24 protein-coding genes are annotated in these 22,811 nt (G+C 69.2%); 13 read left to right on the plus strand and 11 right to left on the minus strand.

Features of this window, described 5'->3' with window-relative positions:
* Positions 1–15: 15 nt before the first annotated feature.
* A complete protein-coding gene (locus tag ACW4E8_RS22970) occupies positions 16–1,311 on the minus strand; it encodes a UbiH/UbiF family hydroxylase (RefSeq protein ID WP_456806658.1) in 1,296 nt (431 codons plus the stop codon).
* Positions 1,312–1,432: 121 nt separating this feature from the next.
* Between ACW4E8_RS22970 and ychF the strand changes: the two genes are divergently transcribed.
* A complete protein-coding gene (ychF, locus tag ACW4E8_RS22975) occupies positions 1,433–2,524 on the plus strand; it encodes a redox-regulated ATPase YchF (RefSeq protein WP_456806659.1) in 1,092 nt (363 codons plus the stop codon).
* Positions 2,525–2,599: 75 nt separating this feature from the next.
* On the opposite strand, the gene ACW4E8_RS22980 is transcribed toward ychF, so the two are convergent.
* From ACW4E8_RS22980 to ACW4E8_RS22990, 3 genes are read right to left on the minus strand one after another with little or no spacing between them, the layout of a single operon-like run.
* Complete coding sequence (locus tag ACW4E8_RS22980; RefSeq protein ID WP_456806660.1) at positions 2,600–3,103, minus strand: GDYXXLXY domain-containing protein; 504 nt, start codon at positions 3,101–3,103, stop codon at positions 2,600–2,602.
* Positions 3,100–4,218, minus strand: coding sequence for a DUF4401 domain-containing protein (locus ACW4E8_RS22985; protein WP_456806661.1), 1,119 nt, complete (start codon positions 4,216–4,218; stop codon positions 3,100–3,102). The genes ACW4E8_RS22980 and ACW4E8_RS22985 overlap by 4 nt, the downstream gene beginning before the upstream one ends.
* Complete coding sequence (locus ACW4E8_RS22990) at positions 4,215–5,252, minus strand: DUF2157 domain-containing protein (RefSeq protein WP_456806662.1); 1,038 nt, start codon at positions 5,250–5,252, stop codon at positions 4,215–4,217. The genes ACW4E8_RS22985 and ACW4E8_RS22990 overlap by 4 nt, the downstream gene beginning before the upstream one ends.
* Before the next feature lie 153 nt (positions 5,253–5,405).
* On the opposite strand from ACW4E8_RS22990, the gene ACW4E8_RS22995 reads away from it, so the two are divergent.
* Positions 5,406–6,173 carry a 5'-methylthioadenosine/adenosylhomocysteine nucleosidase gene (locus ACW4E8_RS22995; protein WP_456806663.1) on the plus strand — a complete coding sequence of 256 codons (768 nt, stop codon included), beginning with the start codon at positions 5,406–5,408 and terminating at the stop codon, positions 6,171–6,173.
* A gap of 72 nt (positions 6,174–6,245) precedes the next feature.
* Here ACW4E8_RS22995 and ACW4E8_RS23000 read toward each other — a convergent pair whose 3' ends face one another.
* Complete coding sequence (locus tag ACW4E8_RS23000) at positions 6,246–6,491, minus strand: hypothetical protein (RefSeq protein ID WP_456806664.1); 246 nt, start codon at positions 6,489–6,491, stop codon at positions 6,246–6,248.
* 146 nt (positions 6,492–6,637) lie between these two features.
* Here ACW4E8_RS23000 and hemA point away from each other — a divergent pair, with 146 nt between their 5' ends.
* From hemA to ACW4E8_RS23030, 6 genes are all read left to right on the plus strand, one after another.
* Positions 6,638–7,942 carry a glutamyl-tRNA reductase gene (gene hemA / locus ACW4E8_RS23005; protein WP_010809882.1) on the plus strand — a complete coding sequence of 435 codons (1,305 nt, stop codon included), beginning with the start codon at positions 6,638–6,640 and terminating at the stop codon, positions 7,940–7,942.
* A gap of 100 nt (positions 7,943–8,042) precedes the next feature.
* Positions 8,043–9,125 carry a peptide chain release factor 1 gene (gene prfA, locus ACW4E8_RS23010; protein WP_456806665.1) on the plus strand — a complete coding sequence of 361 codons (1,083 nt, stop codon included), beginning with the start codon at positions 8,043–8,045 and terminating at the stop codon, positions 9,123–9,125.
* 191 nt (positions 9,126–9,316) lie between these two features.
* The gene (locus tag ACW4E8_RS23015; protein ID WP_456806666.1) at positions 9,317–9,646 is read left to right on the plus strand and encodes a hypothetical protein; all 330 of its coding nucleotides are present in this window, start codon (positions 9,317–9,319) and stop codon (positions 9,644–9,646) included.
* 144 nt (positions 9,647–9,790) lie between these two features.
* The gene (gene prmC / locus ACW4E8_RS23020; RefSeq protein ID WP_456806667.1) at positions 9,791–10,684 is read left to right on the plus strand and encodes a peptide chain release factor N(5)-glutamine methyltransferase; all 894 of its coding nucleotides are present in this window, start codon (positions 9,791–9,793) and stop codon (positions 10,682–10,684) included.
* 121 nt (positions 10,685–10,805) lie between these two features.
* Positions 10,806–11,117 (plus strand): Grx4 family monothiol glutaredoxin, encoded by a 312-nt coding sequence (gene grxD, locus ACW4E8_RS23025; RefSeq protein WP_456806668.1) that lies wholly within the window; start codon positions 10,806–10,808, stop codon positions 11,115–11,117.
* 8 nt (positions 11,118–11,125) lie between these two features.
* Positions 11,126–11,749 carry a UbiX family flavin prenyltransferase gene (locus ACW4E8_RS23030; RefSeq protein WP_456806669.1) on the plus strand — a complete coding sequence of 208 codons (624 nt, stop codon included), beginning with the start codon at positions 11,126–11,128 and terminating at the stop codon, positions 11,747–11,749.
* A gap of 69 nt (positions 11,750–11,818) precedes the next feature.
* Here the strand turns inward: ACW4E8_RS23030 and ACW4E8_RS23035 are convergent, their stop codons facing one another.
* The 3 genes from ACW4E8_RS23035 to ACW4E8_RS23045 form a co-directional block, all read right to left on the minus strand.
* The gene (locus tag ACW4E8_RS23035; protein ID WP_078198041.1) at positions 11,819–12,019 is read right to left on the minus strand and encodes a hypothetical protein; all 201 of its coding nucleotides are present in this window, start codon (positions 12,017–12,019) and stop codon (positions 11,819–11,821) included.
* A 141-nt stretch (positions 12,020–12,160) separates the two neighbouring features.
* Complete coding sequence (amaB, locus tag ACW4E8_RS23040) at positions 12,161–13,678, minus strand: L-piperidine-6-carboxylate dehydrogenase (protein WP_456806670.1); 1,518 nt, start codon at positions 13,676–13,678, stop codon at positions 12,161–12,163.
* Entirely contained in the window at positions 13,675–14,856 is a 1,182-nt protein-coding gene (locus tag ACW4E8_RS23045) for a saccharopine dehydrogenase C-terminal domain-containing protein (RefSeq protein WP_456806671.1), read from the minus strand. Before ACW4E8_RS23045 ends, amaB begins: the two co-directional genes overlap by 4 nt.
* Before the next feature lie 128 nt (positions 14,857–14,984).
* Between ACW4E8_RS23045 and ACW4E8_RS23050 the strand changes: the two genes are divergently transcribed.
* Both ACW4E8_RS23050 and dapB read left to right on the plus strand, forming a co-directional pair.
* A complete protein-coding gene (locus ACW4E8_RS23050) occupies positions 14,985–15,434 on the plus strand; it encodes an Lrp/AsnC family transcriptional regulator (RefSeq protein ID WP_010809873.1) in 450 nt (149 codons plus the stop codon).
* 45 nt (positions 15,435–15,479) lie between these two features.
* Entirely contained in the window at positions 15,480–16,289 is an 810-nt protein-coding gene (dapB, locus tag ACW4E8_RS23055; RefSeq protein ID WP_456806672.1) for a 4-hydroxy-tetrahydrodipicolinate reductase, read from the plus strand.
* A gap of 45 nt (positions 16,290–16,334) precedes the next feature.
* Here the strand turns inward: dapB and ACW4E8_RS23060 are convergent, their stop codons facing one another.
* The 3 genes from ACW4E8_RS23060 to ACW4E8_RS23070 all read right to left on the minus strand — a co-directional run bounded on the left by ACW4E8_RS23060 (position 16,335) and on the right by ACW4E8_RS23070 (position 19,765).
* Positions 16,335–17,066, minus strand: coding sequence for a hypothetical protein (locus tag ACW4E8_RS23060; RefSeq protein WP_456806673.1), 732 nt, complete (start codon positions 17,064–17,066; stop codon positions 16,335–16,337).
* Positions 17,067–17,220: 154 nt separating this feature from the next.
* Positions 17,221–18,219, minus strand: a complete 999-nt coding sequence (locus ACW4E8_RS23065) for a Bug family tripartite tricarboxylate transporter substrate binding protein (protein ID WP_456806674.1) — start codon at positions 18,217–18,219, stop codon at positions 17,221–17,223.
* A 52-nt stretch (positions 18,220–18,271) separates the two neighbouring features.
* On the minus strand, positions 18,272–19,765 hold the full coding sequence (locus ACW4E8_RS23070; protein WP_456806675.1) for an acyl-CoA synthetase: 1,494 nt from the start codon (positions 19,763–19,765) through the stop codon (positions 18,272–18,274).
* A 125-nt stretch (positions 19,766–19,890) separates the two neighbouring features.
* Here ACW4E8_RS23070 and ACW4E8_RS23075 point away from each other — a divergent pair, with 125 nt between their 5' ends.
* The 3 genes from ACW4E8_RS23075 to ACW4E8_RS23085 all read left to right on the plus strand — a co-directional run bounded on the left by ACW4E8_RS23075 (position 19,891) and on the right by ACW4E8_RS23085 (position 22,809).
* Positions 19,891–20,805: a LysR family transcriptional regulator gene (locus ACW4E8_RS23075; RefSeq protein ID WP_456806676.1), complete on the plus strand. Its 915-nt coding sequence runs from the start codon at positions 19,891–19,893 to the stop codon at positions 20,803–20,805.
* Positions 20,806–20,942: 137 nt separating this feature from the next.
* Positions 20,943–21,458, plus strand: coding sequence for a winged helix-turn-helix transcriptional regulator (locus tag ACW4E8_RS23080; RefSeq protein WP_456806677.1), 516 nt, complete (start codon positions 20,943–20,945; stop codon positions 21,456–21,458).
* Positions 21,451–22,809 carry an MATE family efflux transporter gene (locus ACW4E8_RS23085; protein ID WP_456806678.1) on the plus strand — a complete coding sequence of 453 codons (1,359 nt, stop codon included), beginning with the start codon at positions 21,451–21,453 and terminating at the stop codon, positions 22,807–22,809. Before ACW4E8_RS23080 ends, ACW4E8_RS23085 begins: the two co-directional genes overlap by 8 nt.
* Positions 22,810–22,811 lie beyond the last annotated feature (2 nt).

The following is a 22,811-nucleotide window of genomic DNA, read 5'->3' on the forward strand; positions in this document are numbered from 1 at the left end:
TGGGTGCGGCCGCGTTCAGCCGAGCGCGCGCGCGATCAGGAAGCGCTTGAGCAAGGACTGGCCGCCGACCGCGCGCATGCCGGTGTTGCGCACCACGCGCGCCACGCCGCCCGGCAGCGAAAACAGCCGGTGCAGGCCGTCGGTGGCCGCGGTCAGCGACAGCAGGTCGGTGGCGCGGGCGCGCTCGTAACGGCGCAGCAGGCGCAGGTCGCCCTCGCTGCGGAAAGGTTCTTTGTCTGCCATCACGCGGCCAAGTTCCGCCACGTCGCGCAGGCCCAGGTTCATGCCCTGGCCGGCCAGCGGATGCACCACGTGGGCGGCGTCGCCCACCAGCGCCACGTGCGGCTGCACGAAGTGGTCGGCACGCTGCAGCACCAGCGGGAAGCCTTGCGCCGGGGTCACGCAGCGCAGCGCGCCGAACTGCGCACCGACCGCGCCGCTGGCGCCCTGCATCACGGTGGCGGCCAGGGCCTCGGGCGGCAGCGCCAGCAGCTCGTGCGCGTGGGCCTCGTCGGCGGACCAGACCATCGACACATGGTTGTCCGGCAGCGGCAGTATCGCCAGCACTTCGCCGTTGGCGGGTTCCTCGTCGGCCATCAGCTTTTCCGGCGCGCCCAGGAACCACTGCCATGCGGTTTCGTGGTGCGGGCGCTCGCAGGCGAAATTGGCGACCACGCCCAACTGGCGGTACTTGCGCGTGCTGACACCGATATGGCATTGCTGGCGCAGCCAGGAGCGCGCGCCGTCGGCGCCGACCACGCAGGCCGTGCGCAGCTTCTCGCCATTGCCCAGGATCAGCGTGACGCCGTCCGGATCACGCTCGAACGCGCTCGCCGTGGCGTCGTGCCAGGTCACCTGATGCTGGAAGCCCAGCGCCGTGTCGAGCGCGCGCTCGACGTGGCTGGATTCGATGATCCACGCCAGCTGCGGCACCGCGGCCGCGTAGGCCGAGAAATGCAGGTCCCCGTCCAGGCTGGGCGAAGTCTCGGCCGCGCTGACATCGCCGAACACGCGCATGTCGCGCACCGGCTGGATCCGCGCCGGGTCCAGCGCTTCCCACACCCGCATGCGCTCCAGCAGCGCGTGCGAGCTGGCCGAGAAAGCATAGATGCGGCTGTCCCAGTCATCCGGCCCGGCCGCCGTACGGCCGCTGGCGCGGGGCGGCCTGGGCGCGACCAGCGCCACGTCCATGCCCTGCTGGGCCAGCAGCAGCGCGCAGGACTTGCCGACGATGCCGCCGCCAACGACAGCAACCTGGAAAGCGGAGGAGTTGCGCGCAGACGGGCGCGCGGACGCGTGGGATCGGGTCATGGCTGGATTATAGCCACGTCACTCCTGGCCCTGCCCCACGCCCGCACGCCCCGGCCAGGCAGGCCGATGGCGAAGCCCCCTTCCGCTAGAATACGGGTTTTGCAATTTCCCGCCTTCTACCATGAGCCTCCAATGCGGCATCGTCGGCCTGCCCAACGTCGGCAAGTCCACGCTGTTCAATGCCCTGACCAAGGCCGGCATCGCCGCCGAAAATTACCCGTTCTGCACCATCGAACCCAATGTGGGCGTGGTCGAAGTGCCGGATCCGAGGCTCGCCAAGCTGGCGGAGATCGTCAAGCCGGAGCGCGTTCTGCCGGCCGTGGTCGAGTTCGTCGATATTGCCGGCCTGGTGGCGGGCGCCTCCAAGGGTGAAGGCCTGGGCAACCAGTTCCTGGCCAATATCCGCGAATGTGACGCCATCACTCACGTGGTGCGCTGCTTCGAGGACGACAACGTGATCCACGTGGCCGGCAAGGTGGACCCGCTGTCGGACATCGAAGTGATCAACACCGAACTCGCGCTGGCCGACCTGGCCACCGTCGAGAAGGCGCTGGCCCGCTACATCAAGCCGGCCCGCGCCGGCGACAAGGAAGCCCTGCGCCTGGTCGCCGTGCTGGAAAAGGCGCAAGCCGTGCTGGACCAGGCCAAGGCCGTGCGCACCCTGGACCTGGCGCCCGAGGAGTGGGAAGCCATCCGCCCGTTCTGCCTGATCACCGCCAAGCCGACCATGTACGTCGCCAACGTGCGTGAAGACGGCTTCGAGAACAACCCGCACCTGGACGCCGTGCGCGAGCACGCCAAGCTGACCGATTCCCCCGTGGTGTCCGTCTGCGCCGCCATCGAAGCCGAGATCGCCGACCTGGACGACGCCGACAAGGCCGAATTCCTGGCCGACCTGGGCATGGAAGAACCCGGCCTGGACCGTGTGATCCGTGCCGGCTTCAAGCTGCTCGGCCTGCAGACCTACTTCACCGCCGGCGTCAAGGAAGTGCGCGCCTGGACCATCCACGTCGGCGACACCGCCCCCAAGGCAGCCGGCGTGATCCACACCGACTTCGAACGTGGCTTTATCCGCGCGCAGACCATCGCCTATGAGGACTTCGTCAGCCTCAAGGGTGAGACCGGCGCGAAGGAAGCCGGCAAGATGCGGGCGGAAGGGAAGGAGTATGTGGTGAAGGATGGGGATGTGATGAACTTCCTGTTCAACGTCTAAAGACCGGCAGACCTCATGAAATAGCCACCGCATGCGGTGGCTATTTTCTTTGGGCCGGGCGACATCACTTTCGCCTCACAACTTCTCCATCCCCTTCCCCCGCAACCCCACCAGCAACGCCTGCCCGTCGGCATCCACGCGGAATTCCCCATACCCGGCCTGCGCGAACCGCTCGCCCTGCCCCTCCTGGAAGAAATACGCATCGGTCGACACCTGCACCTGCATGCCGCCCCAGCGCGAGCGGGCGACCTGGTAGCGCAGTAGTTGCTCCCCTGCCGCCAGCGGCTCGCCACCGTGCACGCGCACGAAGCTGGCCACGCCCTGTTCGTCACGGCGGATCACCGCCACGCCATCGCGGGGAGGCCGGTCGTCCTGCTTCCGTGTCTGAGCGGCGCGGATCATGTTGCCAATCTCGAAGTTCAGCGCCATGTAGTCGCCCTGCATCAGCGAGCGCGGGTCGACCGGGGCGAGCTTGAGGTAGACGGTCTCACCGCGCGCCAGCAGGCGCTCCTTGCTGGCGATGCCGGCGGCGGCCAGTGCCAGCGTCAGGGCCCAGGCGATCAGGATCCAGCGTTTCATGCGGCCTCCTTGCCGGTGCGGGTGCGCAGCAGCCAGTAGCGGCCGGCCAGCAACAGTACGCCGGCCGCGGCGAGCGTGGCGGACTTGGCCAGCAGGGTCCAGTGCAGCGCGCTGTAGTACCAGATAAAGCCGATAGCGATGCTGGCGATGCCCAGGCCCAGCCACGGCATCGACGCGCGGCGCAGCGCCAGGCCGAGCGCGAGGACCCCTGCCACGACTGCGGGCGCGGCCGCCATCAGCGCGCCGAAGGCCACCACGCCGGCAAGGACGGCGCCCTGCATGGCGGGGCTGAGTGCCAGCCGGCGGCATTCGGCGAGCGCAAAGCCAGCCAGCACCACTGTGGCCAGCCCGCCCGCGACCCAGTGCGCCAGCGGGATGCGTCCGGCTTCCGGGCCGCCCAGCCAGGCCAGCGGATGGCTCATGCCGGTGACAACCAGTGCGACGGCCAGCGTGAACAGCAGCGTCGCGTTGGCCAGCGGTTCCAGCAGCGTGTGGCGGCCGGCTGCGCACAGGCGTGCTTCGGCCAGCGTGAAACCCGCCACCAGCGCGCAGCCGAGCGGCACCAGCCAGCCGAGGGACCACGTCAGCAACCGCCAGTCCTCCGGCTCGCTGCCGGCCAGGACGAGATGCACGGCGCCTGCCAGCCCGATCCATGCGCCCACCGCGCACAGCAGCCGGTGCAGCCGGTTAGGGACCAGCAAGGCGAGCGCGGCCTCGAACAGTGCCAGTCCGGCCCAGAAGCCTGCGCTCTCGGTGACGCGCGTGAAGCCAAGGGCCTCGACCAGCCCGAACACGGCCATGCCCTGCCCGCTCAGGCTCACGGCCAGCGCGAATTGCCCCGCGGCAATGCCGCCGCCACGCCAGTACAGCAGCGCGGCCAGTGCGATCATGGCCAGGCCGGTCACCGCCATGGCGATGCCGTTCTCGCGCGCGGCGACGAAGACCGTGCCGACCAGGAAGAGCTGGAAGAACAAGGCACCGAGCCAGCCCGCCGCGCCCATCAGGCAGCGCACGGCCCAGGGCGTGTGGGTGTGGTCGGGCCGCTCGCCCTGTACCTCGCCGCGTGCGGCGAGGTCCTGCCAGAGCCGTTGCTCGGTCTGCAGTTCGGTCGTCATGCCTGCTCCAGTTGGCCACGCCAGGCACGCATCAGCCAGGCGGCCGCGCCGGCGGCAAGACCGATGGTCACCAGCCCAAGCAGCAGGAAGGCGCCGAAATCGTCCTTGCCCTCGAACAGCACCTTGGCGATCGCGGACACCGCCAGCACGATGCCGGTCAGGCAGGCCAGGCTCAGCACCACGATGTCGAAGGCGCGCTGGCGGAACCACCAGACCAGGGCGGCCAGTACCACCACCGCCAGCGCAAATGCAGCGCCGTCGAAGTGGCTGTCCAGCAGGCTGGCCAGCCCGAGCGAGCCGGCGTGCACACAGGCCAGCGCGGCCAGCATGCGGCTGCCGGTCTGCCCGCGGAAGCCCAGCCCCGGCGCCCGGGCGCACAGCAGCTGCCACAGCGCCAGTTGCAGCACCACCGCGCCCAGCAGCGCCAGCGTGGCGGTGCGCATGTAGCGCGTATCGAACAGCAACGCGAACACGCCTTCGACACCGAAGCGGATGCTGAAATAGCGCAGCAACGCCACGTTGCCGACCACGATCACCAGCCACCAGTGCGGTGCGGCGCGCGCCGCCAGCGCCCAGGGCACCGCCAGCAGCGCCCATAGCGCAAACAGCTGCCAGGCGTCGGCGCCGGTCTGGTAGGTCTGCCCGATCACCGCGAGCAGCACGCCGGCAACGACCTGCGTGCCGCCCAGCGCGGCCCGGCCCGCGGTATCGCCAGCCGGACGCAGCCAGGCAAAGCCGGCAAGCAGCGTGAGCGCGCCGGCCAGCAGGCCGAACTTGGAAAACTTGTGGAGATCCTCCCAGTTGAAGGCGAAAAACACGATTACGCCCGCGCACAGCAGCGCGGTGCCCAGCGCCATCAGCGCCGTGTCCAGCCAGCGGCGCCAGTCGGTGGCGACGGGCTCGGTGCGCGCCCACGGCCCAGGGACGCCAGCCGCGTCCAGGCGCCCCAGTGCGCGCCAGTCGGCCAGTGCCCGGCGGATGGCGCGCCGTTCGCCGCTTCGTTCGCCGTTTGCCACGGTGGGTGTGCCTTGCATGCTCGCCCTTGCGTGCTGAGATGACGGGGACTTTAGCAAAGCGACGCGGGGGCCGCACCTGTTCCGTGGGAGGGGGTGGTGCGGTCGCGCTCTAATCTATGCCCGGCCTGCGCGGGCCGGTATGCTGTGGTTTTCTCGTCCTTCGCCCGTTCCATGACCCTCGGAATCCTTGCCGCCATCCATGATGAAGTCGATGGCCTGGTGGCCGCCATGCGCCATGACGACAGCCGCGCCACGGTGCGCACGATCGGCATGCGCGACTACTACGCTGGCCACCTGTACGGGCAGCCGTGCGTGCTGGTGCTGGCGCGCATGGGCAAGGTGGCGGCATCGGCCACCACGGTCACGCTGATCCGCGAGTTCGGGGCCACGCAGATCGTCTTTACCGGGCTGGCCGGCGGCATCGGGACGCACACGCAGGTAGGCGACATCGTTATCGCCGACCGCACCATCCAGCATGACCTGGACGCGCGCCCGTTCTTCGGCCGCCATGAGGTGCCGCTGCTGGACCGCGCCGAATTCCCGGCCGACCCGGCGCTGACGGCCGAGCTGCATGCCGCCGCGGCGGACTTCCTGCGGCAGGACCTGGCCGCCGAAGTGCCGCCTGAGGTGCGCGAGCGCTTCGGGGTCGCCTCGCCAGGGCTGCACCAGGGCATGATCGCCAGCGGCGACCAGTTCATCGGCTCGCCCGCGGCGGTCGCGGAATTGCGCGAGCGCCTGCCCGGGCTGCTGGCGGTGGAGATGGAAGGCGCCGCGGTGGCGCAGGTCTGCCATGAGTACGGCGTGCCGTATGCCGTGATGCGGACCATCTCGGACCGTGCCGACGAGACCGCCCATGTGGACTTTCCGGCATTCCTGAAGGATGTGGCCAGCCACTATTCCAGTGGCGTGCTGCGCCGCCTGCTGGCGGCCAGGGCCTGAGCCAAGGCCCGGTTCGCATCTGACCGGGATCAAACGGCGCGCAGATTCCCGACCGGGCAATTACTTCTGTTCTTACCGCCCACGCGGCCGCACCGCGCCCCAGACCCCCACCAGCAGCGCCGAGCCGGCGATCACCGCCAGCCAGCTGCTGAGCTGCCCGTCGACAAACAGATGCAAGGCCCGGCCGCCGTAGAAAGCGCCCGCCGCACCCGCCGCACCCAGCACCAGCGCGGCCGGCAGGGTCACCACGCGCCCTGCCGGATGCAGCCGGCGCGCCGCCAGCCCCACCAGCAAACCCACGATCAAGGTGCCCAGCATCCGCTTCTCCTGTGTTGTCAGCATCACAACCGCAAGGGCTGCGGCGTAACGATACTGCAATCCGGCGCCGCGCCTGCAATTAGCGATCCCGGCGGTATAATGGCAACCGGTCCGGCCACGCTCCGGACCGTACCTGTCCCCAACAAATGCAACTGCTCGCGATCGGCATCAATCACACAACGGCACCTGTCTCGCTGCGCGAGCGGGTGGCGTTTCCGCTCGAGCAGATCAAGCCCGCGCTGGGTGCGCTGCGCTCCCACCTGTCGGGGCGCAGCGGCACCGAAGCCGCCATCCTGTCCACCTGCAACCGCACCGAGATCTACTGCGCGACCGACGTCCTGACGCCGGGCACGGATGGTTTCGAGCACACCCTGCGCTGGCTGTCGCAGCACCACAACGTGCCGGCCGGCGAACTGGCCCCGCACCTGTACGCGCTGCCGCAGTCCGAAGCCGTGCGCCATGCCTTCCGCGTGGCCAGCGGCCTGGATTCGATGGTGCTGGGCGAAACCCAGATCCTGGGCCAGCTCAAGGACGCCGTGCGCACCGCCGGCGAAGCCGGCTCGCTGGGCACGTACCTGAACCAGCTGTTCCAGCGCACCTTCGCGGTAGCCAAGGAAGTGCGCGGCCAGACCGAGATCGGCGCGCATTCGGTGTCGATGGCCGCGGCCGCGGTGCGGCTGGCGCAGCGGATCTTTGAAAGCGTCTCGACCCAGCGCGTATTGTTCATTGGCGCGGGCGAGATGATCGAGCTGTGCGCCACGCACTTCGCCGCGCAGCAGCCGCGCCAGATCGTGGTGGCCAACCGCACCGTCGAGCGCGGCGAGAAACTGGCCGAGCAGCTCTCCGGCCAGGGCCTGACCGCCAACGCGATCCGCCTGACGGATCTGGGTGAGCGCCTGCATGAGTTCGATATCGTGGTGTCCTGCACCGCCAGCTCGCTGCCGATCATCGGCCTGGGCGCGGTGGAGCGCGCGGTCAAGCGCCGCAAGCACCGCCCGATCATGATGGTCGACCTGGCCGTGCCGCGCGACGTCGAGCCCGAAGTCGCGCGCCTGGACGACGTCTTCCTGTACACCGTCGACGATCTCGGCGCGATCGTGCGTGAAGGCAACGCGATGCGCCAGGCTGCGGTCGCACAGGCAGAAGCCATCATCGAAAGCCGGGTGCAGAACTTCATGCACTGGCTGGAAACCCGCAGCGTGGTGCCGGTCATCCGCGAGCTGCAGACCAGCGGCGAGGCCATCCGCCAGGCTGAACTGGAACGCGCGCGCCGCATGCTGGCACGCGGCGACGACCCCGAAGCCGTGCTCGAGGCCCTCTCCGGCGCGCTGACCCGCAAGTTCCTGCACGGCCCCACCCACGCGCTGAACCACACCCAGGGCGAAGACCGCGAGGCGCTACTGCGCCTGGTGCCAGGCCTGTTCCGCCACAGCAGCCACTCCGAGCGCTAGCCGCGCTTGCCCAGCCGCCGGCGCACCGCGCCGGGCACGCCCTCGCCGCCCGCCCACTACCGCGCGCGGCCCGGCCCACCCCCATTCCCGTCCGCATCCGATGAAAGCCAGCATGCTTGCCAAGCTCGACCAACTGGCCGAGCGACTCGATGAAGTCAACGCCCTGCTCGCGCGCGAAGACGCGACCGCCAAGATCGACCAGTACCGCAAGCTCAGCCGCGAACATGCCGAGTTGTCGCCGGTGGCCGAGCAATACGGCCAGTACCGCCAGGCGCAGGACGACCTGGCCACCGCGCAGGCGCTGCTGGACGATCCGGAGATGAAGGACTTTGCCGCCGACGAGATCGCCAGCGCGCGCGCGCGGCTGGAAGCCCTGGAAGCCAGCCTGCAGCGCCTGCTGCTGCCCAAGGATCCCAACGACGACCGCAACCTGCTGCTGGAGATCCGCGCCGGCACCGGCGGCGAGGAAAGCGCGCTGTTCGCCGGCGATCTGCTGCGCATGTACACGCGCTATGCCGAACGCCAGCGCTGGCAGGTCGAAGTGATGAGCGAATCGGAATCAGACCTGGGCGGCTACAAGGAAGTGATCGTGCGGATCGCCGGCGATGCGGCGTTTTCCAGGCTGAAGTTCGAATCAGGCGGCCACCGCGTGCAGCGCGTGCCGGCGACCGAGGCACAGGGGCGCATCCACACCTCGGCCTGCACGGTCGCGGTCATGCCCGAAGCCGATGAAGTGGGCGAGGTCGAGATCAACTCGGCCGACCTGCGCATCGACACCTTCCGCGCCTCGGGCGCGGGCGGGCAGCACGTCAACAAGACCGATTCGGCGGTGCGCCTGACCCACCTGCCGACCGGCATCGTGGTCGAGTGCCAGGACGACCGCAGCCAGCACCGCAACAAGGACAAGGCGATGAAGGTGCTGGCGGCCCGCATCAAGGACATGCAGACGCGCGCCGCACAGGCGAAGGAGGCCAGCACGCGGCGCAACCTGATCGGCTCGGGCGACCGCAGCGACCGCATCCGCACCTACAACTTCCCGCAGGGGCGGGTGACCGACCACCGCATCAACCTGACGCTGTACAAGATCGACATGATCATGGACGGCGACATGGATGAACTGCTGTCGGCGCTGGCCTCGGAGCATCAGGCTGATCAGCTGGCAGCACTTGGCGAAGGTGCGTAAGCGCCACTAAACGCATCCCCAAAAGGCTTCCGCCACGAACACCGCGTAAAGTCGCCGATATCTTTGTATTTCTTGTAAATGCTTGAAACAGCACTGGCAGGGGTAAGGCGGCTGTCTATAATCGATTTCGACCGGCAAACGGAGAATGGTGCCGGCGTAGTCTCTCCCGAGAACATACCTAGGACGAAATCATGAAAAAACTGCTCGCGCTGTTGATGATCACCGCGGCCATGGCCGCTTGCAGCAAGAAGGAAGAAGCCCCGCCTGCCGCCTCGAACGCCGAGAGCGCCATGCAAAGCGCCGCTGAATCCGCCAAGGCCGCGGCCAGCGATGCCGCGGCTGCCGCCAGCAACGCCGCAGACGCCGCCAAGTCCGCCGCCAGCGGTGCTGCGGCCGACGTCTCGGCCGCCGCCGACAAGGCCAAGGAAGACGCCGGCAGCGCCATGGCAAGCGCCAAGCAGGCCGCCAAGGACGCCGTCAACGCCGGTGCTGACAAGGCCAAGGACGCCGTCAATAAGTAATCGTCCGGGCGGGGGCATTGCGCCGCCCGCTGTCGATGAGCGGTACACTGGCGCCAAGCTGGAAGTCCCGCCCCAAAGCCCCGCCAGGCCTTTGCGCCGGTGGGGTTTTTTGTAGCCGGCAAAAGAACCGTCCCCTCCCTTTCGATGTCTTCCCCAAACTCTGCCGCGCTGCCGGCGACCCCCACGCTGCGCGAAGCCCAGACCCTCGCCGCCATGGCCGGGCTGCCTGCCCTGGAAGTGCGCATGCTGCTGACGCATGTCACCGGCCTGAGCCGCACCCAGCTGATCACGCGCGACACCGACACCCTCACCATCGCCCAGCGCGACGCCTTTGCCACGCTGCTGGCGCGGCGGCTGGCGGGCGAGCCGATGGCGTACCTGATCGGCGAGCGCGAGTTCTTCGGCCGCAAGTTCCGGGTCACGCCTGATGTGCTGATCCCGCGGCCCGATACCGAGGTCGCCGCCGAAGCCTCGCTGGCGCGGCTGGCTGAGGTGCCGCAGCCGAATGTGCTGGACCTGGGCACGGGCTCGGGCATTCTGGCCGTGACGCTGGCGCGCGAGCGTCGGGATGCGCAAGTCTGGGCCACCGACATCTCGCCCGGCGCGCTGATGGTGGCCCAGGACAACGCCAGCGCGCTCGGCGCCGACCGCATCCACTTCCTGGTGTCTGACTGGTACGCGGCGCTGCCGCCGGGCCTGCGCTTTCACCTGATCGTCAGCAATCCGCCCTATATCGCCGAGGGCGACCCGCACTTGGCCGAAGGCGACCTGCGCTTCGAACCGATCGACGCGCTGACCGACCACGACGACGGCCTGTCCGACCTGGGGGCCATCGTCGGCGGTGCCGGCGCCCGGCTGCTGCCTGGCGGCTGGCTGCTGATGGAGCATGGCTACGACCAGGCGCAGGCCACCCGCCAGCTGCTGGAAGCCGCCGGTTTCACCGAGGTCTTCACCGCCCGCGACCTGGCCGGCCTGGAACGCTGCACCGGCGGACGCTGGCAAGGCGCTCAGCCCGGCGGCACCACTGCCGCTCGCTGAAGCCCGGCGGCGATTCCGGTAAAATCTCCGTCAGATCCCCGCCACGCGGCCAGGCCGTGTGGTGTCCCATTCTCCCCAGGCGGCGCCCGCGACATGGCATCGCCCCACTGAAAAGCAAACCATGAGCGACGTGCAGCAAAAGATCGATCAGATCGTCAAGGGCAACCCGGTAGTCCTGTTCATGAAGGGCACCGCGCAATTCCCGATGTGCGGCTTCTCGGGCCGCGCCATCCAGATCCTGAAGGCCTGCGGCGTGGACGCGCCGACCACGGTCAACGTGCTGGATGACGAAGGCATCCGCCAGGGCATCAAGGAATACGCCAGCTGGCCGACCATCCCGCAGCTCTACGTGAACGGTGAGTTCATCGGCGGCTCGGACATCATGATGGAGATGTACCAGAACGGCGAACTGCAAACTCTGCTGAAGGGCTGAGTTCCTTTATGTCCGTGACTGGCGGCACACCCAAACGGCTGATCGTTGCCATCACGGGCGCCACCGGCGCCATCTACGGCGTGCGCCTGCTGCAGGTGCTGCGCGCGGCGCCTTCGGTGGAAACCCATCTGCTGATTTCGCCGGCCGGCGTGATGAACCTGCAGCACGAGCTGGACATCAGCCGTGCCGAGGTGGAGGCGCTGGCCAGCGTCGTGCACAACGTGCGCGACATCGGCGCGACCATCGCCAGCGGCTCGTTCCGCGCACAGGCGATGGTGGTGGCCCCCTGCTCCATGCGCACGCTGGCGGCGATTGCGCACGGCCTGTCAGATAACCTGATCACGCGCGCTGCCGACGTCACGCTCAAGGAGCGGCGCAAGCTGGTGCTGATGGTGCGGGAAACGCCGCTGAACCTTGCGCACCTGCGCAATATGACGGCGGTGACGGAAATGGGCGGGATCGTGTTCCCGCCGGTGCCGGGCTTCTACCAGAAGCCGCAAAGCATCGCCGAACTGGTCGATCATACGGTCGGGCGCGTGCTCGACCTGGTGGATTTGCCGGAGATCGGCCAGACGCTCGCGCCCAGCTGGGGCGGGCTGAATACCCGGCCCGGCGACGCCGCCGGCAACTGAAATGCCGCCGGCGCGCAGCCTCTCTCTACGCGCCGGCATCCTCCTGCATCGTCCTGCCAACGGCTGCCTTTACCAGTGGCGGTATCCCCGGCCGTAGTAGCCATAGCCATAGCCGCCGTAGTAGTACGGCCGCGGTGCCACCACGACCGGCGCCGGGGCCACGTACACCGGCGCAGGACCAATCGCGGGGCCGGCGGGCGTGGGATAGACGGCGCAGCCGCCCAGCAGGGTGACGGATGCCGCTGCGGCAGCCAGTCCAATCGTCAGCATTCTCATGATTTGTCCTTGGTGTGGAACGGGCATGTGCCTGCCCTGCTGACGTTATACGGGCAGAAAGCGTAATACGGCGTCAAAGGCGTGTAAGGCTTGTTACCGTTCCCTACGCGCCCTGTAACACACCCAAGGATGCCGTCAGATCTCGAACCGTATCCCCTGCGCCAGCGGCAGCGAATCGCCATAGTTGATCGTGTTGGTGGCGCGGCGCATATAGCCCTTCCACGCATCCGATCCTGACTCGCGGCCCCCGCCGGTTGCCTTTTCCCCGCCAAAGGCGCCGCCGATCTCCGCGCCGCTGGTACCGATGTTGACGTTGGCAATGCCACAGTCGCTGCCTGCCGAGGACAGGAAGCGCTCGGCCTCGCGCATCGATTCCGTGAAGATGCACGACGACAGGCCGTGCGCCGCGGCATTGTTCAGCGCGATGGCCTCATCCAGCGTGGTGTACGGCATCAGGTACAGGATCGGGGCAAAGGTTTCGGTCAGCATGGTGTCGTGCTGGGCGTCGGTCATCACCAGCGCGGGCCGCACGTAACAGGCATGCGGGTAGCGGTCGGCCAGAAGCCGTTCGCCGCCGGTGACGATATTGCCCTGCGCGCGGCAGGCGGCCAGCGCATTGGCCATGGCATCACCCGCGGCGGTGTCGATCAGCGGGCCGACCAGGGTGCCGTCAGCGAGCGGATCGCCGACGGGCAGGCGGTCGAACACCGTGATCAGTCGGCTCGCCATCGTATCCATCAGGTCGGCGTGGATAAAGCAGCGACGCAGCGTGGTACAACGCTGGCCCGCCGTGCCGGCCGCGGCAAAGATGATGGCCCGCACCGCCAGCTCGATGTCGGCCGAGGGTGCGACGATGGCGGCATTGTTGCCACCCAGTTCCAGGATGCTGCGCTTGAAGTGCCCGGCACAGGCAATGCCGACCTCGCGGCCCATGCGGGTCGAGCCGGTGGCGCTGACCAGCCGCACCGCCGGGTGCGACACCAGGTGGCTGCCCAGCATGCGCCCGCCCGGCAGCACCGCCGAGATGCCGGTGTGCTGCGGCGCCGCCGCGGCCAGCACGCGCTCCAGCAGGCCATGCGCGGCCAGCGCGCACAGGGTGACCTTTTCCGACGGCTTCCAGATCACGCCGTTGCCGCACACCAGCGCCAGCGCTGCATTCCACGCCCACACCGCCACCGGGAAGTTGAAGGCCGAGATCACGCCGCACAGCCCATACGGATGCCAGGTCTCGCGCATCGCATGCTGCGGGCGCTCGGAGGCAATGGTCAGCCCGTGCAGCTGGCGCGACAGCCCGACCGCGAAGTCGCAGATGTCGATCATCTCCTGCACCTCGCCCAGGCCTTCCTGCAGGATCTTGCCGGACTCGAGCGAGACCAGCCGACCCAGCGCCGGCTTGTGTTCGCGCAGCACCTCGCCGAAGCGCCGCACGATCTCGCCGCGCGCGGGCGCGGGCAGCAGCGCCCAGGTGGACTGCGCCGCGTGGGCGCGGGCGATCAGCGCATCGGCCTGCGCCGGCGTGCAGGCCGGGACATGGCCGATGGCCTCGCCATCGACCGGCGAGCGGACCGTCACGGCGCCGGCTGGCGTGCCCTCCCGCCACGGCCGCGGCAGGCCTAGCGAATCCCAGCAGGCAGCAAACTCTTGCGCTTTCATACGAGGGTCTCCTGTAGCGGATGCTGCGTGTAGTGGCGGCCGAAGCGATTGGCAAGGAAGGCGTCCAGCGGCATCGACTCCTGCCGCACGAAGCCGGATTGCGGCAGCGCGCCGGTGGCCACCATGTCCAGCGCGGTGCAGATGCCCGCGGCGGTGGTCAGCTGGATGGCGTTGACATGGCCACCCTTGCCATCCACCCCGCCGATGCGCACCGAGAACGAAGCCTGCGTCAGCGGCCCGCGCCCGCGTTCGCCCCCGGCCGGGTAGCCGGTGGCGGTGGCGAACACGATCACCACGTCCTGGTCGGTCACCGGGATGGCGCGGTCGAAGATATCGCGCAGCCATTCGCGGCGTTCGCGCAGGCGCAGGTCGTTGAGCAGCAGTTTCATCAGTGCGCAATGGCCGGGATAGCGGATGGACTTGTAGTCGACATGGCGCGCGCGGCCGGCCAGCGTCTCGGGCAGCGTGCCCAGGCCGCCAGATGTATTAAAGGCTTCGTACTCGATGCCGTCCAGCGCAAAGCTTTCCAGCCCCTCCAGCGCCGTCAGTTCCACGCGGCGGCCGTCGACGATGGCCTCGCACGGGTTGCAGTACTCGTTGATCAGTCCCTCGGTGCTCCAGGTCAGGTTGTACTTTAGCGCATTGCTGGGGTAGCGCGGCAGCGCGCCGACCCGCATCTGCAGGTCCAGCAGTTCCCCCCCGCCGCGCAGGAAGCGCTGCGCCAGGTCATGCCCGACCACGCCGATAAAGCCCGGCGCCAGCCCGCACTGCGGCATCAGCACCGAGCGCGCGCTTTGCGCCAGCTGGCGGATAGCCTGGGTCGCTGCCACGTCCTCGGTCAGGTCGAAGTAATGCACGCCCAGGCGCGCCGCCACCGAAGCCACGCTGATCGCAGCGTGGAACGGCAGCGCGTTGAGCACGGCGTCGGCGCCGGCCAGCAGCGCGGCGCAGGTGCCGGGCTCGGTGGGGTCGCCGGCGCGCGCCAGCACGCCGCGCGGCAGGCCGTCGAGGCGGCGTGCGTCATGGTCGACCACGCTGACGCGGTAGTCGCCACTGTCATGCAGCATGGTGGCAATGGTGCGCCCGATCTTGCCCGCGCCCAGTACCGCCACGTGCAGCGGGCGGGTCGCCTTGGGCAGGTCGCGCGGGGCCTGCCGGCCCAGGTTCGAGGCTTGCATGGTGTCTCCGTCCACAAGAAAAGGTTGTCCTGTTGACTGGAGTATGGATAGCCCGCGCGACACAATGAAGCCACAAGAACGACGAAAACCCGCCATAATCGAACGAAACGACGAACCATCCCGACGCAATGACCGAGCTCGACACCACCGACCGGCACCTGCTGTCGCTGCTGCAGGCCAATGCCCGCGAAAGCGCCGCCAACCTCGCCCGGCACCTGGGTATCGCCCGCACCACCGTGGTGGCGCGCATCGCGCGGCTGGAGCGCAGCGGGGTGATCGCCGGCTACGGCGTGCGGCTGGGGCAGCGCATGGAAGACAACGCCATCCTGGCCTATTGCGGCCTGTCGGTGCAGCCCAAGGCCGCGCCCGCGATCCTGCGCGCGCTGCAGCGCCTGCCCGAGATCGAAGAGGTCAATTCTGTCAGCGGCCCGGTCGACTACCTGGTGGCGATCCGCTGCGACACGCATGACCGGCTGGACCGGCTGCTCGACGAGATCGGCATGCTCGACGGCGTCAACCACACCACCACCTCGATCGTGCTGGCGCGCAAGCTCGACCGCCGGCGCGCTGCCGGCTGACGCGGTATGCTGCCAAACCCATCAGCCTTTGCGGAGAAACAGAACATGAACAATCCGATCCGTGTCGCCGTGGGCGGCGTGACCGGCTGGGCCGGCGGCGAACTGGCGCGCGGTGTGGCCCATGCGGCCGACATGACCCTGGTGGCCGGCCTGTCGCGCGGCGCCGCCGGGCAGCCTTTGGCGCAACTGACCGGCCATGCCGATACGCCGGGCGTGGCGGCCGCCAGCATCGAGGCCCTGGGCGAGACGCCCTACGACGTCTATGTCGAATACACCAAGCCGGGCATCGCCAAGCACAACATCCTGCAGGCGCTGGCGCACGGCGCGCACGTGGTGGTGGGCACCTCGGGGCTGACCGACGAGGACTATGCCGAGATCGACGCGGCCGCGCGCCAGGCCGACCGCGGCGTGCTCGCCTGCGGCAATTTCGCCATCACGGTGGTGCTGCTGCAGAAGTTTGCCGAGATGGCCGCGCGCCACCTGGAGCACTGGGAGGTCATCGACTACGCGAAGGCCGGCAAGATCGACGTGCCCTCCGGCACCGTGCGCGAGCTGGCCTACCGGCTCGGCCAGGTCAAGGCCGCCGCGCAGGCGGTGCCGGTCGACCAGGTCAACGGCCCGAAGGAAACCCGCGGCGCCACCATGTCGGGCACGCAGGTGCACGCGGTGCGGTTGCCGGGCTACCAGCTTGGCGTGGAAGTGATCTTCGGCGCCGACGGCCAGCGCCTGCACCTGAAGCACGAAGCCGGCGACGGCTCCACGCCCTATGTCGCCGGCGCGCTGCTGGCGATCCGCAAGGTCCACACCGTGCGCGGCGTGGTGCGGGGGCTGGACAAGGTGATGGAAGGGCTCTGAGGCCCGCGAGCGGCTAGAGCAGGCAGTTAGCCGCCTGCTGCGGGGTTACCAGCTGCCAGGCTTCTCCGGCTTGGCGGCTGGCTTCGGCGCGGGCTTGGCGGCGGCTCCCTTGCCGCCCTTGGCCGCGGGTGCCGAGGCCGGATTGAGCTGCTTGTCCACCTCGGCATCCTTGTCCGCCATCAGCACGCGCGCCTGCGGCAGCAGCATTTCGATGGTGCCGGTGTTGGGGTCTTCCGGCATGGCGTAGAGCTCAACCGTCAGCGGCTTGTGCATCCAGCCGGCGTGCAGCGTCTTGACGGTCTTGCCAGCCTTGTCGGGCATGTCGACCTGCTCCTGCCGGAACGGCTTGCCGTACAGCGCGCTGACGCTGTCGGCCGCGGCCTGCTGCGAGTTGGCGCCGGCGGTCGGCACCACCAGGCCGACCAGCGCGTTGCGGTCGACAAAGGCCAGCACAAAGGGGCCGTCCATGAAGGACGGGCGCTGCGCGCGCGGCACGCCGACCTGGCGCATCAGGCCATCACCCTTCAGTTCGACACAGAATCCGGTGACATCGCGGCCATCGGGCGTGCGCTTGTCGGCGCAGTCCGGCAAGGCCGGCAGCGGGTTGCCGATTTCCAGCATGGCCAGCAGCGGCGACAGCGCGCTGTTCGCGGCCTGGGCCTTGGCCGGTGCGGGGGCCGCCGGCTTGGCGGCAGGGGCGGAAGCAGGGGCAGCAATGGCGCCGGCAGCGGCGCCCAGCAGGCCGGCAAGCGCCAGCCCGGCAACGGGGAATTTCAAATCGGACTCCTGATGAACGGCTCCGGGTTGGAGCCCGCCCCGGCCGGGTTGTTCCTGAGGGGCGCGGGCGGTGACGGAAAAGTCACCGGCGGCCTGCCGGGCCAGGGGCGAGCAGTAGCTTACCCCATGGCCCTGGCGGCTCCCGCACTTCCACTCAGTCCAACGAAATGTTATTGGCCTTGATTACCTTGCCCCAGTGCTCGCGGTCGGCTTCGATATAGCGGTCGATCTCGGCCTGCGTGCGCGGGGCCTGCACGACCAGTCCCAGCGCGCTGAAGGTGGAACGGAACTGCGCGTCCTTCAGCACGTGGGCAGCGGCGGCCTGCAGCCTGGCCACCGCATCGGGCGGCGTCTGCGCGGGCACGGCCAGGCCGAACCAGGTGGCGGCCTGGAAGTTGGGATAGCCGCTTTCCGCCACAGTCGGCACGTTGGGTAGCACGTCCAGCCGGGTGCGGCCGGTGACCGCCAGGGCCTTGAGCTTGCCTGCCTTGATATGCGGCAGCGAGGTGCTGACCACATCCACCATCAGCTGCACGTCGTTGGCCAGCAGCGCCGACAGCGCCGGGGCGCTGCCGTTGTAGGGCACGTGGGTGACACTGATGCCCAGCTCGGTCTTGAGCATTTCAGTGGCCAGCTGGAGCGCGTTGCCCAGGCCGACCGAGCCATAGTTGAGCTTGCCGCCCGCGGCCTTGGCATAGGCCGCGAACTCGCGGATATTGCTGGCCGGCACCTTGTCGTTGGTCACCACCACCAGCGGCACCTCGGCGCCAATGCTGAAGATCCTGAAATCCTTGGGCGGATCGTAGTTGATTTTCTTGTACAGCATCGGGTTGAGCACCATGCTGCCGTTGGTGGCCAGCACCATGGTGTAGCCGTCTGCCGGCGCACGCGCCACGCTGGTGGTGCCGATCATGGTGGCCGCGCCGGGGCGGTTTTCCACCACCACGGTTTGGCCCAGCTGGCGCGACATGCCGTCGGCCAGCGCGCGGCCGAACTGGTCGGTCGAGCCGCCGGGCGTGTAGGGCACCACCAGCTTGATCGGGTGGTCGGGATAGGCGGCCTGCACGGCCCCGCCCCACATGGCCAGCGCGCACCCCGCGCCGGCTGCCATCGCGGCGAGCCAGGCGCGCCGTCCGCTCGGTTTGTTCTGCATCGCGTCTCCTCATGTTGTTATCGGTCGTGATCCATGCAGGCCGGGCAGGCGCTCAGACGCGGCGCTGGCGGCCTTCCCAGTATCGGTCACGCAGCCGGCGCTTGGCGAGCTTGCCGGTTTCATCGCGCGGCAGCTGCGCCTCGACCACGATGCTGCGCGGCACCTTGAAGCCCGACAGCCGCTGGCGCAGCCAGTCGATCACCTCGGCCTCGCGGATCTCCACGCCCGGCATCGGCTGCACCATGCCAAGCAGGCGCTCGCCGTATTCGTCGTCGGGGATGCCGAACACCACGCAGTCGGCCACGCCGGGGTAGCGCGCCAGTTCATGCTCGATCTCGGCCGGGTAGATGTTCACGCCGCCGGAGATCACCATGTCCGAGGCGCGGTCGCAGATAAACAGGTAGCCGTCGGCATCGACATAGCCCATGTCGCCCAGCGTCACCAGCCCGTCGCGGTCGATGGCGGCGCGCGCGGCGTCATTGTTGCGGTAGCTGAAGTCGGGGTAAGCCGGCTGGCGCACGTAGACCAGGCCGATCTCGCCCGGCGCGCACTGGCGGCCGTCCTCGTCGAGGATGCGCAGCTGCGCGTCATCGACCGGCTTGCCGGCGGTGCCCGGGCGCGCGGCGGCATCGGCCGGCGTGGCCACGGTGATCATGCCGGCTTCGCTCGAGGCGTAGGTCTCATGGATGACCGGGCCCAGCCATTCCAGCATCGCGCGCTTCACGTCGGGCGAGCACGGCGAGCCGGTGGAGGCGACGAAGCGGATCGAAGACAGGTCGTACTTCGCGCGCACCTCGGGCGGCAGCTTGAGCAGGCGCACGTACATGATCGGCACCAGGTAGAGCACGTCGATGCGGTGCTTCTCCACCAGCGCCAGCACCTGCTCGGCATCAAAGCGTGGCGTGAGCACCAGGCGTTCGGCCATCTGCAGCGCGTTCTGGATAAACGAGCCCGGCGCGCTGTGGTACAGCGGCGCCGACATCAGTGTGCGGCAGCCCGGCTCGATGCCGTAGGTCTGCCGCACCACCGAGCGCATGCGCGCAAGCTGTTCCTCCAGCCGGTCCAGCGGCAGCGGCTGGCGCACCACGCCCTTGGGCCGGCCGGTGGTGCCGGAGGTGTAGGCCATATGGCCGCGCGGCGCCACGCGCGGGCCGTCGTAGGCCGGCTGCTGCGCCAGCCAGCTTTCATAGTCGATGGCGCCTTCGGCGGGGCCGCCCACCGACAGCACCGTCATGCCGGCCGGCACGGCGTCGCGCACGGCGGGCAGCAGGTCGGCCTGCACCAGCAGCACCTTGGCGCCGCTGTCGGTCAGCAGGAAGCGCACTTCCTCGGCGGTGAAGTGCCAGTTGATCGGGCAGTAGTAGCAGCCTGCGGTGCGGCAGGCATGGACCACGTCGGCATAGGCCGGATCGTTGCGCAGCAGCACGGCGACCACGTCGCCCTCCTGCACGCCCAGCGCGCGCAGGCCGCCAGCCAGCCGGGCGCCGCGCGCCAGCAGTTCTTCGCCGCTGCGGTGCATGTCTTCAAACCAGAGGTCCGTGGCCATCCGTTGTCTCCTGTGCGATCCGTTCTGTCAGCCGACCACTGTATCGGCGTAGCCGTGGATCGACAATCACGCGTAACGGAATCACAATGTTGCACCAGACGCGACAATCCTGCAGGCAATCCCCGATGGACCTCAACCTGATCCAGGCCTTCGTCGACATCGTCGATGCGGGCAACCTGGCCGAAGCCGGCCGGCGCCGCGGCGTTACGCGCTCGCAGGTCAGCCGCCAGCTGCGTGAGCTGGAGCACCAGGCCGGCGCCCAGCTGCTGCGCCGGACCACGCGCCGGCTGGAGCTGACCGAGCCCGGCCATGCGCTGTACCAGCATGGCGTGCGCATCTTGCAAGAAGTGGCCTCGGCGCAGGCCGAGATCGACAGCCTGGGCCAGACCCTGCGTGGCCACGTGCGCGTGAGCGTGCCCACCGGGCTGGGCGATGCCTATATCGCGCCGCTGCTGCTGCAGTTTGCGCAGAAGCACCCCGGCATCACGCTGCGCGTGTTCTTCGCCAACCGCGTCAACGACCTGATCGCGGCCGAGATCGATGTCGCGCTGAAGGTCACCTCAGCGCCGCCACTGGATCACGTGGCGCGTGAAATCTGCGACATCCGCTGGCAACTGTATGCATCGCCGGAGTACCTCGCAGGCATCCCGCCGGTACAAGTGCCGCCGGACCTGACCGGCTGCAACTTCCTGTGCCCGCCGTACCCGCCGCGCCAGTTCCCGCTGTCGCTCTACCGCGACGGCCAGCGCGTGGACGTGGCGCTGACGCCAAAGCTGCAGTCCGAAAACTTCCTGTTCCTGGCGCGCGCCGTGCGCGAGGGCCACGGGATCGGCATGCTGCCGGTCTACATCGGCTGGGAGGAAGTGCGCGCCGGCCGGCTGGTGCCGGTGCTGCCCGACTGGCGCCCGGAGGGGCTGGGCAACAAGCTCTTCATCATCACCACGCCCAACCTGCACCCGTCGATGGCCACCCGCGCGCTGATCGGGTTCCTGCGCGAGGAACTGGACAAGCTTGAGGTGTTCCACGACGCGGTGGCGTAGCCGGCACCGCTGGCCGGTGAACGAACGCTTTCTGGACCCAGGGTCGCAGCCCGCCCTGCAAACTTTCGTTTTGCAAGCTATGCTCCAGAAAACTTGCATTTTGAAAGCAAGCCGGCAAGACCAGAACGGCGGAAACCATGCCCCCTACCGATTTCACCTCGATGCCCTGCCCCGTCGCCCGCTCCATGGCCGTGCTGGGCGAACGCTGGGCCATCCTTGTGCTGCGCGAGGCCTTCTACGGCAGCACGCGCTTCGACGAGTTCGAACGCAACCTTGGCATCGCCCCCAACATCCTCAGTGCGCGCCTGAAGACACTGGTGGCGCACGGGCTGCTGGTCCGCGTCACGCCCGATGGCGGCGGGCGCCACGTCTACCAACTGACCGACAAGGGCCGCGACTTCTTCCCGGCCTATGTCGGGCTCAAGGCCTGGGCCGACCGCTGGATGGCCGATGAAAAAGGTCCGCTGACGCTGCTGCAGGACCGCCGCACCGGCACCGAGATTGCCGAGCCGGCGCTGGCGCGCGCCGACGGCAGCGCGATCACGCTGGACGACGTGCGCGTCTTGCCCGGCCCGGGCGCCGGCCGCTTCCTGCGGCAGCGCTTTGGAGAGGCCGAGACCGCTGGCGAGCAAGGGGAGGCCCGCCATGACTGACACGCGCGCATTGCCCGCGGGCGCCATGTCCGCCGAGGGGGTACCGGCCACTGAAATTGCGCGCCGCATCGGCAAGCTGGCCGGGCCGACCGCGCTGATCGCCGTGCTGCAGGCCGCGGCCCAGTTGATCGAAACCTGGCTGGCCGCGCGCCAGGGCACGGCGGCGTTGGCCGGCTGGGCGGTGGTGCTGCCGTTTGCGCTGCTGCTGCAGCAGATGTCGACTGGAGCGATGGGCGGCGGCGTGGTCGCGGCCATCGCCCGCGCGCTCGGCGCCAACAAGCGCGAGGAAGCGTCTTCGCTGGTCGTCCACGCGCTGCTGATCGCAGTGACCGCCGGGCTGGCCTTTGCGGTGGTGCTGGCGGGCTTCCCGCGCGGCGTGCTGGGCGCGGTGGCCGGCGCCACGGCGGCGGAGGCCGCTGCCAACTATGCGATCTGGCTGTTCGGTGCCGGAGCCATTCCGGCGTGGCTGGCCAATACGCTGGCCTCGGTGCTGCGCGGCGGCGGCCGCCATGCGCTGGCCGCACGCGTGCTGGCGCTGATGTGGATCGCCTTCCCGGTGCTGTCGTGGCTGCTGGCCGAGCCTGCCGGCATGGGGCTGGCCGGCATCGGTGCCGCGCTGGCGGCGGTGTCGTGGGCCGCGGCGCTGGCGATGGCGATCGTGGTGGCGCGCGGAGGCGCGGGCTTCGTGCCGGTGCTGCGGGTGCGGCCGTCGTGGGAGCTGTTCGCGCGCATCCTGTCGGTGGGCCTGGTGGCGTGCGCGCTGGCCTCGGTGGCCAACCTGACCACCATCCTGGTCACCGCGCAGCTGCGCCACCACGGCACCGCGGCGGTGGCGGCCTATGGCATCTCGGCGCGGCTGGAATTCCTGATGATCCCGCTGGCCTTTGGCGTGGGCTCGGCGCTGACCGCGCTGGTCGGCCGCGCCGTGGGCGCCGGCGACTGGCATACCGCCCGCCGCACGGCATGGGTCGGCGCGTTCCTGGCGCTGGTCATCGCCGGCACCGCCGGCGCCGCCGTGGGCCTGGCGCCGGTGCGCTTTGCCAGCCTGTTCACCAATGACGCCGATGTGATCGCCATCGCCGCGCGCGCCCTGTCATGGGTAGGGCCGGCCTTCGGCGGCTTCGGCCTGGGCATGGCGCTGTACTTTGCCTCGATGGGCGCGGGCCGCATGCGCTGGCCGGTGGTCGCGGGGCTGTGCCGGATCGCGCTGGCAGTGGGTGGTGGCTGGCTGCTGGCCAACGTATTCGGGATGGGGCTGGACGGACACTTCCTGGGGGTGGCGCTGGGGATTACGGCCTATGGCGTGGTCACGGCACTGGGGGTGCGGCAAGGGGAATGGTCGGCGCGGTAGGA

It is taken from the genome of Cupriavidus sp. CP313 (assembly GCF_054072015.1).

Bases quoted from the DNA above. Each gene is read 5' to 3' on its own strand.
- ACW4E8_RS23070 (WP_456806675.1), bottom strand. From the start codon at position 19,765: ATGGCCACGGACCTCTGGTTTGAAGACATGCACCGCAGCGGCGAAGAA.
- ACW4E8_RS23050 (WP_010809873.1), top strand. From the start codon at position 14,985: ATGACCGAGCTCGACACCACCGACCGGCACCTGCTGTCGCTGCTGCAG.
- ACW4E8_RS22985 (WP_456806661.1), bottom strand. From the start codon at position 4,218: ATGACGACCGAACTGCAGACCGAGCAACGGCTCTGGCAGGACCTCGCC.
- ychF (WP_456806659.1), top strand. From the start codon at position 1,433: ATGAGCCTCCAATGCGGCATCGTCGGCCTGCCCAACGTCGGCAAGTCC.
- ACW4E8_RS23065 (WP_456806674.1), bottom strand. From the start codon at position 18,219: ATGCAGAACAAACCGAGCGGACGGCGCGCCTGGCTCGCCGCGATGGCA.
- ACW4E8_RS22990 (WP_456806662.1), bottom strand. From the start codon at position 5,252: ATGCAAGGCACACCCACCGTGGCAAACGGCGAACGAAGCGGCGAACGG.
- grxD (WP_456806668.1), top strand. From the start codon at position 10,806: ATGAGCGACGTGCAGCAAAAGATCGATCAGATCGTCAAGGGCAACCCG.
- ACW4E8_RS23080 (WP_456806677.1), top strand. From the start codon at position 20,943: ATGCCCCCTACCGATTTCACCTCGATGCCCTGCCCCGTCGCCCGCTCC.
- ACW4E8_RS23030 (WP_456806669.1), top strand. From the start codon at position 11,126: ATGTCCGTGACTGGCGGCACACCCAAACGGCTGATCGTTGCCATCACG.
- hemA (WP_010809882.1), top strand. From the start codon at position 6,638: ATGCAACTGCTCGCGATCGGCATCAATCACACAACGGCACCTGTCTCG.
- ACW4E8_RS22970 (WP_456806658.1), bottom strand. From the start codon at position 1,311: ATGACCCGATCCCACGCGTCCGCGCGCCCGTCTGCGCGCAACTCCTCC.
- ACW4E8_RS23015 (WP_456806666.1), top strand. From the start codon at position 9,317: ATGAAAAAACTGCTCGCGCTGTTGATGATCACCGCGGCCATGGCCGCT.
- ACW4E8_RS22995 (WP_456806663.1), top strand. From the start codon at position 5,406: ATGACCCTCGGAATCCTTGCCGCCATCCATGATGAAGTCGATGGCCTG.
- dapB (WP_456806672.1), top strand. From the start codon at position 15,480: ATGAACAATCCGATCCGTGTCGCCGTGGGCGGCGTGACCGGCTGGGCC.
- amaB (WP_456806670.1), bottom strand. From the start codon at position 13,678: ATGAAAGCGCAAGAGTTTGCTGCCTGCTGGGATTCGCTAGGCCTGCCG.
- ACW4E8_RS23075 (WP_456806676.1), top strand. From the start codon at position 19,891: ATGGACCTCAACCTGATCCAGGCCTTCGTCGACATCGTCGATGCGGGC.
- ACW4E8_RS23085 (WP_456806678.1), top strand. From the start codon at position 21,451: ATGACTGACACGCGCGCATTGCCCGCGGGCGCCATGTCCGCCGAGGGG.
- ACW4E8_RS23045 (WP_456806671.1), bottom strand. From the start codon at position 14,856: ATGCAAGCCTCGAACCTGGGCCGGCAGGCCCCGCGCGACCTGCCCAAG.
- prfA (WP_456806665.1), top strand. From the start codon at position 8,043: ATGAAAGCCAGCATGCTTGCCAAGCTCGACCAACTGGCCGAGCGACTC.
- ACW4E8_RS22980 (WP_456806660.1), bottom strand. From the start codon at position 3,103: ATGAAACGCTGGATCCTGATCGCCTGGGCCCTGACGCTGGCACTGGCC.
- ACW4E8_RS23035 (WP_078198041.1), bottom strand. From the start codon at position 12,019: ATGCTGACGATTGGACTGGCTGCCGCAGCGGCATCCGTCACCCTGCTG.
- prmC (WP_456806667.1), top strand. From the start codon at position 9,791: ATGTCTTCCCCAAACTCTGCCGCGCTGCCGGCGACCCCCACGCTGCGC.
- ACW4E8_RS23000 (WP_456806664.1), bottom strand. From the start codon at position 6,491: ATGCTGGGCACCTTGATCGTGGGTTTGCTGGTGGGGCTGGCGGCGCGC.